Source organism: Bradyrhizobium sp. URHA0013 (assembly GCF_000518345.1).
Classification (GTDB): Bacteria; Pseudomonadota; Alphaproteobacteria; order Rhizobiales; family Xanthobacteraceae; genus Bradyrhizobium.
Genome location: NZ_JADK01000008.1, coordinates 225809 through 239636, shown reverse-complemented (window position 1 = coordinate 239636; position 13828 = coordinate 225809). Strand labels below are relative to the sequence as shown.

Sequence of the window (13828 nt, the reverse complement as noted above, 5' to 3'; positions counted from 1 at the left end):
GCCATGGCTCAGATGAAAATCGAAGATATCCGCGCGTTGAGCCCCGATCAGCAGGATGACGCCATCCTGAACCTGAAGAAGGAGCGCTTCAACCTGCGCTTCCAGCGCGCCACCGGGCAGCTCGAGAACACCTCGCGCCTGCGCGAGGCCCGCCGTGACATCGCCCGGATCAAGACCGTCGCCGCGCAGACGCGCGCGAAGAAGAAGTAAGAGGCTTACGAAGATGCCGAAACGTACTTTGCAGGGCGTGGTCGTCAGCGACAAGCAAGCCAAGACCATCGTGGTGCGCGTCGATCGCCGCTTCACGCACCCGATCTACAAGAAGACGATCCGCCGTTCGAAGAACTACCACGCGCACGACGAGAGCAACGAGTTCAAGCCGGGCGACATGGTGTGGATTGAGGAATCGAAGCCGATTTCGAAGTTGAAGCGCTGGGTCGTGATCCGGGGCGAGCACAAGAAAAGCGCCTGATCTGTTGGCTTTAGCCGACTGACTTCAGGTAAATGTTGAGCGCCGGCTGGGCTGGCGCAAATAGAAGAGGACGAGGTGCATCAATGATTCAGATGCAGACCAACCTCGACGTGGCCGATAATTCTGGCGCACGCCGTGTCATGTGTATCAAGGTGCTCGGGGGCTCCAAGCGCCGCTACGCCACGATCGGCGACATCATCGTTGTCTCGATCAAGGAAGCGATTCCGCGTGGCAAGGTGAAGAAGGGCGACGTGATGAAGGCCGTCGTGGTGCGCGTCCGCAAGGACATCCGCCGCGCCGACGGTTCGGTCATCCGCTTCGACCGCAACGCCGCCGTTCTGATCAACAATCAGTCCGAGCCGGTCGGTACCCGTATCTTCGGGCCCGTGCCGCGCGAGCTGCGCGCCAAGAACCACATGAAGATCATCTCGCTCGCGCCGGAGGTGCTGTGATGGCTGCGAAGATCCGCAAGGGCGACAAGGTCGTCGTGCTGACCGGCCGCGACAAGGGCCGCACCGGCGAGGTGTTCGAAGTGCGTCCCGACGCCGGTACGGCGCTGGTGCGCGGCATCAACATGGTCAAGCGTCACCAGAAGCAGACGCAGGCCCAGGAGGGCGGCATCATCTCGAAAGAGTCGCCGATCCAACTGTCCAACATCGCGTATGTCGGCAAGGACGGGAAGCCGACCCGCGTCGGATTCAAGATTCTGGCGGACGGCAAGAAGGTCCGCATCGCCAAGAGCTCGGGAGCTGAGATCGATGGCTGAGGCCGCTTACACGCCGCGCCTGCGCGCGGAATACGACGCGAAGATCCGGACGGAAATGACCGAGAAGTTCGGTTATGAGAACGTCATGCAGGTTCCGCGCCTGGACAAGGTCGTGCTGAACATGGGCGTTGGCGATTCCGTCAACGACCGCAAGAAGGCCGAGAACGCCGCTGCGGAATTGACCCAGATCGCCGGCCAGAAGGCGATCGTGACCTATTCGCGGATCGCGATCGCGACCTTCAAGTTGCGTGAGAACCAGCCGATCGGCTGCAAGGTCACGCTGCGCAAGGCCCGCATGTACGAGTTCATCGATCGCCTGGTGACGGTCGCGCTGCCGCGCGTCCGCGACTTCCGCGGCTTGAACCCGAAGAGCTTCGACGGCCGCGGCAACTACTCGCTCGGCCTCAAGGAACACATCATTTTCCCCGAGATCGACTTCGACAAGGTCACGGAATCCCGCGGTATGGACATCACCGTCTGCACCACGGCCAAGACCGACGACGAGGCGAGAGCCTTGTTGACCGCTTTCAATTTCCCGTTCCGGCAGTGAGACGCTGACCTAAAGCCTCTCAAACGCGGATACCCAGGAGCCAAACATGGCAAAGAAGAGTTCAATCGAGAAGAACAACCGGCGCAAGCGGATGACGAAGAACGCCGCTCCGAAGCGCGAGCGGTTGAAGGCGATCATCGCCGACAAGACGTTGCCGATGGAGGAGCGGTTCGCCGCGACCCTGAAGCTAGCGGAAATGCCGCGCAACTCGTCGGCGACCCGCATCCGTCTGCGTTGCGAGCTGTCGGGCCGTTCGCGCTCGAACTATCGCTTGACCAAACTGTCCCGCATCGCAATGCGGGACCTTGGCTCCAAGGGCATGGTCCCGGGCCTCGTGAAGTCCAGCTGGTAAGGAGGGTCGTTTAGATGTCTACGCACGATCCAATCAGCGATCTGATCACCCGCATCCGCAACGCGCAGATGCGCTCCAAGAACAAGGTCTCCACGCCGGGCTCGAAGATGCGCGAGAACGTGCTCGAGGTGCTGAAGAGCGAAGGTTACATCCGCGGTTACGCCACGCTCGAGCACTCCTCGGGTCGCAGCGAGATCGAGATCGAGCTGAAGTATTTCGACGGCGAGCCCGTTATCCGCGAGATCGAGCGTGTCTCCAAGCCTGGGCGTCGCGTTTACGCTTCGGTGAAGAACCTGCCGCGGGTCAATAACGGACTCGGCATTTCGGTGTTGTCGACACCGAAGGGAATCATGGCTGACCACAGTGCGCGTGAAGCGAACGTGGGCGGCGAAGTTCTCTTCACGGTGTTCTGAGAAGGATTTTTGATCCATGTCACGTGTTGGCAAAAGGCCGGTAGCGGTGCCGTCGGGTGTGACCGCGACCGTCGACGGGCAGACCGTCAAGATGAAGGGGCCGAAGGGCCAGCTTCAGTTCGTCGTCCATAGCGACGTCGAGGTGAAGCTCGACAACGGCCAGGTCAAGGTGAACCCGCGGGTCGAGACCAACCGCGCGCGGGCCCTTTACGGGACCGCTCGCGCCCAGGTCGCGAATCTGGTCGAAGGCGTCACCAAGGGTTTCGAGAAGAAGCTCGAAATCACCGGCGTCGGTTACCGCGCCGCGCTGCAGGGCAAGAACCTGCAGCTCGCGCTCGGCTACAGCCACGATGTGGTCTACGCGATCCCGGAAGGGATCACGATCACCGTGCCGAAGCCGACGGAGATCACGGTGACCGGCAGCGACATTCAGCGCGTCGGCCAGGTCGCCGCCGAGATTCGCTCCTATCGTCCGCCGGAGCCCTACAAGGGTAAGGGCGTGAAGTATGTTGGCGAATTCATCTTCCGCAAGGAAGGCAAGAAGAAGTAACGGAGCCGGTCATGTCGAAAGCCAAGGTTACGAATGCCCGGCGCAAGCGCAGTGTACGTCTGAAGCTGCGCCGCTCGGGTGGCGGCCGTCCGCGCCTGTCGGTATTCCGCTCGTCCAAGCACATCTACGCCCAGGTCATCGACGACCTGAAGGGCGAGACGCTGGCCTCTGCCTCGTCGCTCGAGAAGTCGATGCGCGATGGCGGCAAGACCGGCGCCGACATCGATGCGGCGAAGGCGGTCGGCAAGCTTCTGGCCGAGCGCGCCGCCGAGAAGGGTGTCAAGGAAGTCGTGTTCGATCGCGGCAGCTATCTCTATCACGGGCGCGTCAAGGCTCTTGCCGACGCGGCGCGTGAGAGCGGGCTGAGCTTCTAACAGAATTTGAGGATTGAGGCGTAAGCCTCTGAAGGACTGGAAAAACCATGGCAGAACGCGAGCAACGTGGTGGACGCGATCAACGCGGCGGCGGACGTGAACGCAGGGAAGAGCGCGACAGCGAGTTCGTCGACAAGCTCGTCCACATCAATCGCGTCGCCAAGGTCGTCAAGGGCGGCAAGCGCTTCGGTTTCGCAGCGCTGGTCGTGATCGGCGACCAGAAGGGCCGCGCCGGCTTCGGTCACGGCAAGGCGCGCGAAGTGCCTGAGGCGATCCGCAAGGCAACCGAATCCGCCAAGCGCAACCTGACCCGCGTGTCGTTGCGCGAGGGCCGCACGCTGCATCACGATATCGCCGGCCGTCATGGCGCGGGCCGTGTTTACCTCCGCGCAGCTCCGGCCGGTACCGGGATCATCGCCGGCGGTCCGATGCGCGCCGTGTTCGAGACGCTCGGCGTCCAGGACGTGGTTGCGAAGTCGATCGGCTCGTCGAACCCGTACAACATGGTTCGCGCGACCTTCGATGCGCTGAAGCATCAGGATTCGCCGCGTTCGGTCGCTGCCCGCCGCAACATCAAGGTGTCCACCCTCCAGTCCCGCCGTATCGGTGGCGACGCCGAGGCGGTTGCCGAATAACGGAAGCTTTTCGGAGTAGACGCCCATGGCCAAGAGTGCCGTTACGACCGCAAAGACGATCAAGATCGAGCAGACCGGCAGCGCGATCCGCCGCCATCACTCGCAGCGCTCGACGCTGATCGGGCTCAAGCTCAACAAGATCGGCCGCACCAGCGAACTGCCGGACACCCCGGCGGTGCGCGGCATGATCTTGAAGGTTCACCATCTCGTTCGCATCGTCGACGAGAAGTAAGCAAAGGCGCACGATCCCGAAGCGGGGACCCGTTTTCGGTGAAGGTCATGCGCAAGAAACAAGGAGCAGGGCGATGAAGCTCAGCGATATCGCCGACAATGCCGGCTCACGCAAGAAGCGTATGCGCGTCGGCCGCGGCATTGGTTCGGGCAAGGGCAAGCAGGCCGGCCGCGGTGGCAAGGGCCAGACCGCGCGTTCGGGCGTGCGCATCAAGGGTTTCGAAGGCGGTCAGATGCCCTTGCATCGCCGTCTGCCCAAGCGCGGCTTCAACAACATCTTCCGCATCGAGTTCGCCGAGATCAATCTCGACCGGCTCCAGGACGCGGTCGATGCCAAGAAGATCGATGCCGGCAGCGTCGTGAACGTCGAATCCCTGGTCAAGGCCGGCGTGCTGCGCCGCGCCAAGGGCGGCCTGCGGCTGCTCGGCCGCGGGGAGTTCAAGGCCAAGCTCAACATCGAAGTGCACGGCGCCTCGAAGACCGCGATCGCGGCAGTCGAGAAGGCCGGCGGCTCGGTGAAGATCCTCGCGCCTGCCAAGGAAGAAGGCGAGGCGGCGTAACAACTGCGTCATCGGCCCGCGGCTCGCGGGCCTTTACGCATGCGGGACGATGGACTTATCGAAGCCGTAGCCCCAGATAATGTCCGGTGTCCGGTATAATGTAGCCCGGCCGCGGGCATAACGGCGCAAAAGGCGGCGGGAGAAAGTCCAAGATGGCCTCTGCAGCGGAACAACTGGCAGCCAATCTCAATTTCGGTGCGTTTGCCAAGGCCGACGAACTGAAGAAGCGCATCTGGTTCACCCTGGGTGCGCTGCTCGTTTATCGGCTCGGGACCTACATCCCGCTGCCCGGCATCGATCCCAACATCTGGGAGCAGGTCTTCCGCTCCCAGGCGGGCGGCATCCTCGGCATGTTCAACATGTTCGCCGGCGGCGGCATTCACCGCATGGCGATCTTTGCGCTGAACATCATGCCGTATATCTCGGCCTCCATCATCATCCAGCTCCTGACCACCGTCTCGCCGCAGCTCGAGGCACTGAAGAAGGAAGGCGAGTCCGGCCGCAAGCTGCTGAACCAGTACACCCGCTATCTCACGGTGATCCTGGCCGCGTTCCAGTCCTACGGCATCGCGGTGGGCCTCGAAGGCGCCGGCAACGTCGTCAGCGACCCCGGCATGTTCTTCCGTCTGTCCACCGCGATCACGCTGACCGGCGGCACCATGTTCCTGATGTGGCTGGGCGAGCAGATCACCTCGCGCGGCATCGGCAACGGCATTTCCCTGATCATTCTCTCCGGCATCGTCGCCGAGCTGCCCGCGGCGCTCGCCAACATGCTCGAGCTCGGCCGTCAGGGTGCGATGTCGACCGGCCTGATTCTGGTCGTCATCATCATGGCGGTGGCCGTGATCGCCTTCATCGTGTTCGTGGAGCGCGCCCAGCGCCGGCTCTTGATCCAGTATCCGAAGCGCCAGGTCGGCAACAAGATGTTCGAGGGGCAGTCCTCGCATCTGCCGCTCAAGCTCAACACTTCGGGCGTGATCCCGCCGATCTTCGCGTCCTCGTTGCTGCTGCTGCCGACCACGGTTGCGAACTTCAACGCGGGGAGCGGGCCGGAATGGTTCCAGTGGATCAACACCCAGCTCGGCCACGGCCGTCCGCTGTTCCTGATCATGTATCTGGCGCTGATCGTGTTCTTCGCCTTCTTCTACACCGCGATCGTGTTCAATCCGACCGAGACCGCAGACAATCTGAAGAAGCACGGCGGCTTCATTCCGGGTATCCGTCCGGGCGAGCGTACCGCGGAATATATCGACTACGTGCTGTCGCGCATCACCGTGCTCGGCGCGGTCTACCTGGCGATCGTCTGTTTGATTCCGGAAATCCTGATCTCCTACGCCTCGGTGCCGTTCTACTTTGGCGGCACTTCGCTGCTGATCGTCGTCAGCGTCACCATGGACACGGTGGCGCAGGTGCAGGGCTATCTCCTGGCGCATCAGTACGAAGGTCTGATCCGGAAATCGAAGCTGCGCGGCCGGCGCCGCTAAGCGCGGAGTCCTCTCAGGCGGCGCAATTGCGCCGCCGATTCGCCGCGCGAGTAACGCGCGGCGCCTGCGGGAGCGGCCAGCCAGCCATCCGGTGGCATCGGCAGAGCCACTCGCACTGAAGCGCAATCACTGATCTCAAAGGCTTCTTGGCGTCCGGCCATTTGCTCCCCTATGATATGGGTAGCGGTGCGGCGCTGATTATGATTTGCACTGTAACTGGACTTCAAAACACAGGTGCGCGACGTATCGCGCACCAATCGGGGGGCGTACGCCGATGAGAATTATACTTCTGGGGCCGCCGGGATCGGGCAAGGGCACCCAGGCGCAGCTGCTGGTGCAGCGCTATGGCATCGTCCAACTCTCGACCGGCGAGATGTTGCGTGCCGCGGTGGCGGCCGGAACGCCGGTCGGTCTCAAGGCCAAGGAGATCATGGCCAGCGGCGGTCTTGTGCCCGACGATGTCGTGGTCGGAATCATCTCCGATCGAATCGATCAGCCGGATGCCAAAAACGGTTTTATCCTCGACGGTTTCCCGCGCACTGTGCCGCAGGCGGAGGCGCTGGATGAGCTGCTCAAGCACAAGCACCTCAAGCTCGACGCCGTGATCGAGCTCCGCGTCAACGAGAGTGCACTCCTGAACCGTGTCGAGACCCGCGTCGCCCAGATGCGCGAGCGCGGGGAGGAGGTCCGACTCGACGACACCCCGGAGGTCCTGACCAAGCGGTTAGCCAGCTACCGCAACCAGACGGAACCGCTGATTCACTACTATTCCGAGCGGCGGAAGCTCTCGACCATCGACGGCATGATGGCGATCGACGAGGTCACCCGCGCCATCCATCGCCTGCTCCTGGCGCTTGGGGCGGTCGAGCCCAAGACGCATGGCAAGACGCACGGCAAGGCCCCCGCCCGGCGCGCGGCCAAGGCGGCCCCGGCCAAAAAGGCCAAGGCGGCGAAGAAATCGGCCAAAAAGCCGGCGAAGGCGGCCAAAAAGGCCGCCAAATCCAGGAAAGCGGCCAAGAAGGCCGTGAAGGGTCCTAAGAAGGCGGCCAAAAAAACCGTTAAGAAAACCGTGAAGAAAAAGGCAGCCAAAAAGACCGCCAGGAAGGCTGTCAAGAAAGGTGCCAAAAAGGCCGCAAAAAAGGTCACGAAAAGGCGAGCTAAGCGCTAGCAGCGGTTGACGAAAGCCCCCTGAATCCCCTAATAAGCCCCGCATCCAAGTCGGATAGTTTCAAACGATGCCGGGCCCCAGGAAGACCGGGGGTGGGCGTCGTGTTCGCGTTTGTGAACACCTGCCCGAGAAACCAAGCACTTAAAGCCCGATTCCTGACGAGGGATCGGCGACAGGAGAGAAGGCCGTGGCCCGTATTGCCGGCGTGAACATCCCGACCAACAAGCGCGTGCTGATCGCGCTCCAGTACATCCATGGCATCGGTCAGAAGATCGCCGGTGAGATCATGGAGAAGGTCAAAATCCCGGACGATCGTCGGGTCAATCAGCTCAGCGACGCCGAAGTGCTTCAGATCCGCGAAGTGATCGACCGCGACTATCTCGTCGAGGGCGATTTGCGTCGTGAGGTCGGCATCAACATCAAGCGTCTGATGGATCTCGGCTGCTACCGCGGCCTGCGCCATCGTCGCGGTCTGCCGGTGCGTGGCCAGCGTACCCACACCAATGCGCGCACGCGCAAGGGTCCGGCCAAGGCCATCGCCGGCAAGAAGAAGTAAGTTTTCGCATCCAATTACGGCGTGTGGCGACCCGGGGATGACCCGTTCGCCACACGCCTTTCGTTCTACAGGTGTAGCCGCTGGCATTACGGCGGCGTTTGAGATCTTCAGGAAAGGTAGTCTATGGGCAAGGAAGCCACCCGCGTTCGTCGTCGTGAGCGCAAGAACATCGCCTCCGGCGTCGCGCACGTGAACTCGTCGTTCAACAACACGACTATCACCATCACCGACGCGCAGGGCAACACGATTGCCTGGTCCTCCGCCGGCACGATGGGCTTCAAGGGCTCGCGCAAGTCGACCCCGTATGCCGCACAGGTTGCGGCCGAGGACGTGTCGAAGAAGGCGCAGGAGCACGGCATGCGCACGCTGGAAGTCGAAGTCGCCGGTCCCGGTTCGGGCCGCGAATCGGCGCTCCGCGCGCTCCAGGCCGCAGGCTTCACCGTCACCTCGATCCGCGACGTGACCACGATCCCGCACAACGGTTGCCGTCCCCGCAAGCGTCGGCGCGTTTGATACGAAGTTGCGGGCGCATCGTCGCCCGCGATGACTTTTTTAAGAAGCCGCAGGTGCGACCTGTGGCCTTTCTCCAACGCCAGTATCTGCAACGGCAGTTTGACTGGCCTGTATGGGTGAAACAGTGACGATCCAGAAAAATTGGCAAGAACTGATTCGACCGAACAAGCTCCAGGTGCAGCCCGGCAGCGATTCGAACCGTTTCGCGACCATCGTCGCCGAGCCGCTCGAGCGCGGCTTCGGCCAGACGCTCGGCAACGCGCTGCGCCGCATCCTGCTGTCGTCGCTCCAGGGCGCGGCTGTGCAGTCGGTGCACATCGACGGCGTGCTGCACGAGTTCTCCTCGATCGCGGGCGTCCGTGAGGACGTCACCGACATCGTGCTCAACATCAAGGACATCTCGATCAAGATGCAGGGCGAAGGCCCCAAGCGCATGGTCGTGAAGAAGTCCGGCCCGGGCGTCGTCACCGCCGGCGACATCCAGACCGTCGGCGACGTCGTCGTGCTCAATCCGGACCTGCAGATCTGCACGCTCGACGAGGGCGCGGAGATCCGCATGGAGTTCACGGTCGCCACCGGCAAGGGCTACGTGCCCGCCGAGCGCAATCGTCCCGAGGACGCGCCGATCGGCCTGATCCCGGTCGACAGCCTGTACTCGCCGGTCCGCAAGGTCTCCTACAAGGTCGAGAACACCCGCGAGGGCCAGATCCTCGACTACGATAAGCTGACCATGACGATCGAGACCAACGGCGCGCTGACGCCGGATGATTCCGTGGCCTACGCTGCGCGCATCCTGCAGGACCAGCTCAACGTGTTCGTCAATTTCGAAGAGCCGCGCAAGGAAGTCGCCCAGGAGATCATCCCGGACCTCGCCTTCAACCCGGCCTTCCTCAAGAAGGTGGACGAGCTCGAGCTGTCGGTGCGTTCGGCCAACTGCTTGAAGAACGACAATATCGTCTACATCGGCGACCTCGTGCAGAAGTCGGAAGCCGAAATGCTCCGCACTCCGAACTTCGGCCGCAAGTCGCTGAACGAGATCAAGGAAGTGCTGGCCCAGATGGGTCTGCATCTCGGCATGGAAGTGCCGGGCTGGCCGCCGGAGAACATCGACGAGCTCGCCAAGCGCTTCGAGGATCATTACTGATCCGAACGACGACAGGCTGAGGCGCGAATTCATCGCGCCTTAGCGGGCGAACGCAGGCAGCCCACCTGAGCAACTGGTCCGACGAACCGTCGCGACGAATGAAATTCAAGGAATAGATAAAATGCGTCACGGCAAGGTTCATCGCAAGCTCAACCGCACCGCCGAGCATCGCCGCGCGATGTTCGCCAACATGTGCGCCGCGCTGATCAAGCACGAGCAGATCGTCACCACGCTGCCGAAGGCGAAGGAATTGCGTCCGATCGTCGAGAAGCTTATCACCCTCGGCAAGAAGGGCGGGCTGGCCATGCGCCGCCAGGCCATCTCCGAGATGCGCGACAAGGATCAGGTCAGGAAGCTGTTCGACACGCTCGCGCCCCGCTACAAGGATCGCCAGGGTGGCTACACCCGCATCATCAAGGCCGGCTTCCGCTACGGCGACAACGCCCCGATGGCCGTGATCGAGTTCGTCGACCGCGACGTCGATGCCAAGGGCCAGGACTCCGGTCCGGTGCAGGAAAAGGAAGCCGAGGCGGCGTAAGCCGACCGCGGAGAGTTTTCAGAAAGCGGCGCCTTCGGGCGCCGCTTTTTTGTTGGCGCGGCTGCATCTCATACCGCGCATCGTTTCGTTGAACGCGATTCCGGCCGGGGGGGCTCTCGATGAGGATTGTGTCAGGGATTGCGCTGGCGCTGCTGATGGCGCCGGCCTCTGGCGAGACGCTCGTCGAGCGCGGCGCCTATCTCGTCAACAGCGTGATGGTTTGCCACAACTGCCACACGCCGCGAGGGCCGCAAGGGCTCGATCTCTCTCGCGCGCTCTCCGGGGGCAGCCAGGTTTTTGACGAGCCCGCCTTCAAGGTCTCTGGCTCCAACATCACACCGGACAAGGACACCGGCATCGGCAACTGGACCGACGCCGAGCTGAAGCGGTTTCTCGTCAGCGGCGTCAGGCCGAACGGAACCAGGGTCGCGCCGATCATGCCGACCGCGTTCTACACCGTGCTCACGGCCCGCGATCTCGACGCGCTCGCAGCTTATTTGCGCTCAGTGCCGGCCGTACGCCACGAGACGCCGCCGCCGGAATACAGAAGCGCGCCGAAGCCGGAGACGCCGATCTACGCCGGCAAGCAGGCGAACGAGGCTGAGCTTTCCGACGGGCTTGCGCGCGGCCGCTATCTCCTGACCATCGCCCATTGCCTGGAATGCCACACGCCGGACGGCCCGTCCGTCGTGCACGATTTCGCCGGAGCGAGCGGCAAGGGCGGCCGGACATTCAAGGGGCCGTGGGGCGAATCCGTCTCCGCCAACATCACCGCGGATATAGCCGCGGGCGTCGGCGGGTGGAGCGACGACGAAATCAAACGTGCGATTGCGCAAGGCATCGCACGCGACGGCCACAAACTGAAGCCGCCGATGGCCTATGCTGCCTATGCCAGCATGACGGCCCAGGATCTCGATGCCATCGTCGCGTTTCTCCGGACGCTTCCGCCTCGCAACTAAATCCTCACGCGTCGGTGAGGGGCGATTGCACCCGCCCGCGCAGCGCACGATATCTCCGTCAGTTTCAATGGAGACATCGCATGAAGATCGACCTTTCCGGAAAGACCGCCCTCGTCACCGGCTCGACCGCCGGCATCGGCCACGCCATCGCCAAGGGCCTTGCCGGCTCCGGTGCGAGCGTCGTGATCAACGGACGCGGCCAGGGCAAGGTCGATGCGGCCGTGCGCAAGCTGGAAGGGGCGGGCGGAAAGGTCCGCGGCATCGCCGCCGACGTCTCGACCGCGGCGGGCTGCAAGGCGTTGGCGGCGGCGCTGCCAGACGTCGACATCCTTATCAACAATGCCGGCATCTTCGAGCCGAAAGACTTCTTCGACATTCCGGACGAAGACTGGAGTCGCTTTTTCGAGGTCAACGTGATGAGCGGCGTGCGTCTGTCACGCGCGTATATGAAGGGCATGCTCAAGCGCAACTGGGGCCGAATCGTCTTCATCTCCTCGGAATCAGGGCTCAACATTCCCGTCGAGATGATCCACTACGGCATGAGCAAGACGGCGCAGCTCTCGGTCGCGCGCGGCCTGGCGCAGCTCACACGCGGGACCGGTGTCACCGTCAATTCCGTGCTGCCGGGCCCGACCATGTCGGAAGGCGTCGAGACCTTCGTGAAGGATCTCGCCAAGCAGAACGGGCAGTCGGTCGATGAGGCCGCGGCCAATTTCGTCAAACAGCATCGCCCAAGCTCGCTGCTCCAACGCTTCGCCAGCGTCGACGAGATCGCCAACATGGTGGTGTATGCGGCTTCGAAGGAAGCCTCCGCGACCAACGGTGCGGCGCTGCGCGCGGAAGGCGGCATCGTCAACACGATTGCCTGAGGCCGTCTCATGCCGGCCTATGTGATCTCGGAGGTCGAGGCGCGTGATCAGGCCGCGATGGAGGCCTATCGTACGCTGGCTGCTGCTACCATCGCGCAATATGGCGGCCGCTATCTCGTCCGCGGCGGCGCCGCCGAATTGGTGGAGGGCGGCCCGCCGCCCAAGACCATCATCATCGTGGAGTTTACCTCGATGGAACGCGCGCGCGAATGGTACGCGTCGCCGGAATATGCGGAGGCGCTAAAGCTTCGGCAGACCGCGCTGGAGCGGCGGTTGATGTTCGTCGAGGGCATGGTTCCGGTCTAGCTGGTCTGCTCGCTTGCCTCTTCAATTCGCGGCGGGACCGGCTAAACCTCGGTTTTATGCTCTGGCCCCTCTCGACCCGCCATAAACGCCTGTTCAGGCTGACATCCGCGCGATGGCAGCGGCGGGCGATCTTCGTGCTCGGTGGAATCGGGGTTGGCGCCGCGGCGGTGGCGCTGGCGCAGCTTGCCGATCTCGCCCAGCACGCCTTTGCGCTGCTGCTAGCCAAATCGCGCTACGCCGTGCTCGCGGTGACACCTCTCGGCTTCATGCTCTCGGCCTATCTGACCACCCGGTTGTTCCCGAACGCACAGGGCAGCGGCATTCCTCAGGCGATCGCCGCACGGCATCTGACCGACCAGACGGCGCGCGAGAGCCTGGTCTCGATCCGAATCGCGATCGGAAAGGTGATCCTCACCTTGTTCGGTCTGCTGTGCGGTGGCTCCGTCGGCCGGGAAGGACCGAGCGTTCAAGTCGGCGCTTCCATCATGTTCGCGCTCGGCCGCGTCTCGCCACGCCGCCAGCCCGGATTGATCCTGGCCGGCGCGGCTGCTGGCGTCGCGGCCGCCTTCAACACGCCGCTGGCGGGGATCGTCTTCGGCATCGAGGAGATGAGCCGTGCTTTCGAGACGCGTACCAGCAGCCTGATCATCGCGGCGGTGATCGCGGCCGGCCTGACCTCGCTCGCGCTGATGGGCAACTACGCCTATTTCGGCAGCAGTGCGATGTCGCTGGCCCCCGGCGCCGACTGGCTCGCGGTTCCGGTGTGCGGCGTGGTTGGCGGCGTGGCCGGCGGCGTCTTCAGCCGCATCGTCATCACCATGGCGCGGGGCTCGGCCCATCCGTTCGGGCGTGCGGTCAAGGGCCACCCTTTGTGGTTCGCGCTCGCGTGCGGATTGGCGGTCGCGATCTGCGGCATCGTCTCCGGCGATACGGTCTATGGCACAGGCTACCAGCAGGTAAAGACGGCTCTGGAGCAGGGCGCACCGCTGCCGCAGGACTTCGGCATCCTCAAGCTTCTCGCCACCACCTTCGCGGCGATCAGTGGCATACCCGGCGGAATTTTTTCGCCGTCACTCGCCGTTGGAGCCGGCCTCGGCAGCAATATCGCGTCCTTCTTCCACGACGCTCCGCTCGGTGCGATCATGTTGCTCGGCATGGTGTCGTATTTTGCAGGGGTGGTGCAGGCGCCGATCACCGCTTTCGTCATCGTGACCGAGATGACCGACAACCACGCCATGGTGGTGCCGTTAATGGCCGCTGCCCTGATCGCACACGCCACCTCACGGCTGATCTGCGAGGAAGGGATCTACCACGCGCTCGCCAAGGGCTTTATCGAGCGGGCGACGCGTCCGCCGGAGACGAAAGCGGCGCCCGCTTCGAGCTAAGAC

22 protein-coding genes are annotated in these 13828 nt (G+C 63.3%); all 22 read left to right on the top strand.

The window, feature by feature from the left end:
* Positions 1-3: 3 nt before the first annotated feature.
* The 22 genes from rpmC (at position 4) to N551_RS0113885 (ending at position 13825) form a co-directional block, all read left to right on the top strand.
* Positions 4-210: a 50S ribosomal protein L29 gene (gene rpmC / locus N551_RS0113990; protein WP_007603026.1), complete on the top strand. Its 207-nt coding sequence runs from the start codon at positions 4-6 to the stop codon at positions 208-210.
* Between the two features lie 13 nt (positions 211-223).
* Complete coding sequence (gene rpsQ / locus N551_RS0113985; RefSeq protein WP_007603028.1) at positions 224-472, top strand: 30S ribosomal protein S17; 249 nt, start codon at positions 224-226, stop codon at positions 470-472.
* 83 nt (positions 473-555) lie between these two features.
* Positions 556-924 carry a 50S ribosomal protein L14 gene (gene rplN, locus N551_RS0113980; protein WP_007603030.1) on the top strand — a complete coding sequence of 123 codons (369 nt, stop codon included), beginning with the start codon at positions 556-558 and terminating at the stop codon, positions 922-924.
* Positions 924-1238 (top strand): 50S ribosomal protein L24, encoded by a 315-nt coding sequence (rplX, locus tag N551_RS0113975; protein ID WP_007603031.1) that lies wholly within the window; start codon positions 924-926, stop codon positions 1236-1238. The genes rplN and rplX overlap by 1 nt, the downstream gene beginning before the upstream one ends.
* A complete protein-coding gene (gene rplE / locus N551_RS0113970; RefSeq protein ID WP_007603032.1) occupies positions 1231-1788 on the top strand; it encodes a 50S ribosomal protein L5 in 558 nt (185 codons plus the stop codon). The genes rplX and rplE overlap by 8 nt, the downstream gene beginning before the upstream one ends.
* A 46-nt stretch (positions 1789-1834) precedes the next feature.
* Positions 1835-2140 carry a 30S ribosomal protein S14 gene (rpsN, locus tag N551_RS0113965; RefSeq protein WP_007611604.1) on the top strand — a complete coding sequence of 102 codons (306 nt, stop codon included), beginning with the start codon at positions 1835-1837 and terminating at the stop codon, positions 2138-2140.
* Positions 2141-2154: 14 nt separating this feature from the next.
* Complete coding sequence (rpsH, locus tag N551_RS0113960; protein WP_007603034.1) at positions 2155-2553, top strand: 30S ribosomal protein S8; 399 nt, start codon at positions 2155-2157, stop codon at positions 2551-2553.
* A 16-nt stretch (positions 2554-2569) separates the two neighbouring features.
* Positions 2570-3103, top strand: coding sequence for a 50S ribosomal protein L6 (rplF, locus tag N551_RS0113955; protein ID WP_007611603.1), 534 nt, complete (start codon positions 2570-2572; stop codon positions 3101-3103).
* 11 nt (positions 3104-3114) lie between these two features.
* Positions 3115-3477: a 50S ribosomal protein L18 gene (rplR, locus tag N551_RS0113950; RefSeq protein WP_007603036.1), complete on the top strand. Its 363-nt coding sequence runs from the start codon at positions 3115-3117 to the stop codon at positions 3475-3477.
* A 47-nt stretch (positions 3478-3524) separates the two neighbouring features.
* On the top strand, positions 3525-4112 hold the full coding sequence (gene rpsE, locus N551_RS0113945; protein ID WP_007603037.1) for a 30S ribosomal protein S5: 588 nt from the start codon (positions 3525-3527) through the stop codon (positions 4110-4112).
* Between the two features lie 25 nt (positions 4113-4137).
* Positions 4138-4344, top strand: a complete 207-nt coding sequence (gene rpmD, locus N551_RS0113940; protein WP_007603038.1) for a 50S ribosomal protein L30 — start codon at positions 4138-4140, stop codon at positions 4342-4344.
* Positions 4345-4417: 73 nt separating this feature from the next.
* A complete protein-coding gene (gene rplO / locus N551_RS0113935; protein ID WP_007611602.1) occupies positions 4418-4903 on the top strand; it encodes a 50S ribosomal protein L15 in 486 nt (161 codons plus the stop codon).
* Positions 4904-5055: 152 nt separating this feature from the next.
* The gene (gene secY / locus N551_RS0113930) at positions 5056-6387 is read left to right on the top strand and encodes a preprotein translocase subunit SecY (protein ID WP_007611601.1); all 1332 of its coding nucleotides are present in this window, start codon (positions 5056-5058) and stop codon (positions 6385-6387) included.
* A 274-nt stretch (positions 6388-6661) separates the two neighbouring features.
* Entirely contained in the window at positions 6662-7555 is an 894-nt protein-coding gene (locus N551_RS0113925; protein WP_027567490.1) for an adenylate kinase, read from the top strand.
* Positions 7556-7742: 187 nt separating this feature from the next.
* Positions 7743-8111, top strand: a complete 369-nt coding sequence (gene rpsM / locus N551_RS0113920) for a 30S ribosomal protein S13 (RefSeq protein WP_007611599.1) — start codon at positions 7743-7745, stop codon at positions 8109-8111.
* Positions 8112-8234: 123 nt separating this feature from the next.
* A complete protein-coding gene (gene rpsK / locus N551_RS0113915) occupies positions 8235-8624 on the top strand; it encodes a 30S ribosomal protein S11 (protein ID WP_007603045.1) in 390 nt (129 codons plus the stop codon).
* Positions 8625-8736: 112 nt separating this feature from the next.
* Positions 8737-9768 (top strand): DNA-directed RNA polymerase subunit alpha, encoded by a 1032-nt coding sequence (locus N551_RS0113910; RefSeq protein WP_035961343.1) that lies wholly within the window; start codon positions 8737-8739, stop codon positions 9766-9768.
* A 121-nt stretch (positions 9769-9889) separates the two neighbouring features.
* On the top strand, positions 9890-10306 hold the full coding sequence (rplQ, locus tag N551_RS0113905; protein WP_007603047.1) for a 50S ribosomal protein L17: 417 nt from the start codon (positions 9890-9892) through the stop codon (positions 10304-10306).
* 119 nt (positions 10307-10425) lie between these two features.
* Complete coding sequence (locus N551_RS0113900; protein WP_027567488.1) at positions 10426-11265, top strand: cytochrome c; 840 nt, start codon at positions 10426-10428, stop codon at positions 11263-11265.
* Positions 11266-11345: 80 nt separating this feature from the next.
* Entirely contained in the window at positions 11346-12134 is a 789-nt protein-coding gene (locus tag N551_RS0113895) for an SDR family NAD(P)-dependent oxidoreductase (RefSeq protein WP_027567487.1), read from the top strand.
* 9 nt (positions 12135-12143) lie between these two features.
* Entirely contained in the window at positions 12144-12440 is a 297-nt protein-coding gene (locus N551_RS0113890; protein WP_027567486.1) for a DUF1330 domain-containing protein, read from the top strand.
* A 56-nt stretch (positions 12441-12496) separates the two neighbouring features.
* The gene (locus tag N551_RS0113885; RefSeq protein WP_027567485.1) at positions 12497-13825 is read left to right on the top strand and encodes a chloride channel protein; all 1329 of its coding nucleotides are present in this window, start codon (positions 12497-12499) and stop codon (positions 13823-13825) included.
* The last annotated feature ends 3 nt before the right edge of the window (positions 13826-13828 follow it).

Coding starts and splice junctions, on each gene's coding strand:
- rpmC (WP_007603026.1), top strand. CDS start 4: ATGGCTCAGATGAAAATCGAAGATATCCGCGCGTTGAGCCCCGATCAG.
- rpsQ (WP_007603028.1), top strand. CDS start 224: ATGCCGAAACGTACTTTGCAGGGCGTGGTCGTCAGCGACAAGCAAGCC.
- rplN (WP_007603030.1), top strand. CDS start 556: ATGATTCAGATGCAGACCAACCTCGACGTGGCCGATAATTCTGGCGCA.
- rplX (WP_007603031.1), top strand. CDS start 924: ATGGCTGCGAAGATCCGCAAGGGCGACAAGGTCGTCGTGCTGACCGGC.
- rplE (WP_007603032.1), top strand. CDS start 1,231: ATGGCTGAGGCCGCTTACACGCCGCGCCTGCGCGCGGAATACGACGCG.
- rpsN (WP_007611604.1), top strand. CDS start 1,835: ATGGCAAAGAAGAGTTCAATCGAGAAGAACAACCGGCGCAAGCGGATG.
- rpsH (WP_007603034.1), top strand. CDS start 2,155: ATGTCTACGCACGATCCAATCAGCGATCTGATCACCCGCATCCGCAAC.
- rplF (WP_007611603.1), top strand. CDS start 2,570: ATGTCACGTGTTGGCAAAAGGCCGGTAGCGGTGCCGTCGGGTGTGACC.
- rplR (WP_007603036.1), top strand. CDS start 3,115: ATGTCGAAAGCCAAGGTTACGAATGCCCGGCGCAAGCGCAGTGTACGT.
- rpsE (WP_007603037.1), top strand. CDS start 3,525: ATGGCAGAACGCGAGCAACGTGGTGGACGCGATCAACGCGGCGGCGGA.
- rpmD (WP_007603038.1), top strand. CDS start 4,138: ATGGCCAAGAGTGCCGTTACGACCGCAAAGACGATCAAGATCGAGCAG.
- rplO (WP_007611602.1), top strand. CDS start 4,418: ATGAAGCTCAGCGATATCGCCGACAATGCCGGCTCACGCAAGAAGCGT.
- secY (WP_007611601.1), top strand. CDS start 5,056: ATGGCCTCTGCAGCGGAACAACTGGCAGCCAATCTCAATTTCGGTGCG.
- N551_RS0113925 (WP_027567490.1), top strand. CDS start 6,662: ATGAGAATTATACTTCTGGGGCCGCCGGGATCGGGCAAGGGCACCCAG.
- rpsK (WP_007603045.1), top strand. CDS start 8,235: ATGGGCAAGGAAGCCACCCGCGTTCGTCGTCGTGAGCGCAAGAACATC.
- N551_RS0113910 (WP_035961343.1), top strand. CDS start 8,737: ATGGGTGAAACAGTGACGATCCAGAAAAATTGGCAAGAACTGATTCGA.
- rplQ (WP_007603047.1), top strand. CDS start 9,890: ATGCGTCACGGCAAGGTTCATCGCAAGCTCAACCGCACCGCCGAGCAT.
- N551_RS0113900 (WP_027567488.1), top strand. CDS start 10,426: ATGAGGATTGTGTCAGGGATTGCGCTGGCGCTGCTGATGGCGCCGGCC.
- N551_RS0113895 (WP_027567487.1), top strand. CDS start 11,346: ATGAAGATCGACCTTTCCGGAAAGACCGCCCTCGTCACCGGCTCGACC.
- N551_RS0113890 (WP_027567486.1), top strand. CDS start 12,144: ATGCCGGCCTATGTGATCTCGGAGGTCGAGGCGCGTGATCAGGCCGCG.
- N551_RS0113885 (WP_027567485.1), top strand. CDS start 12,497: ATGCTCTGGCCCCTCTCGACCCGCCATAAACGCCTGTTCAGGCTGACA.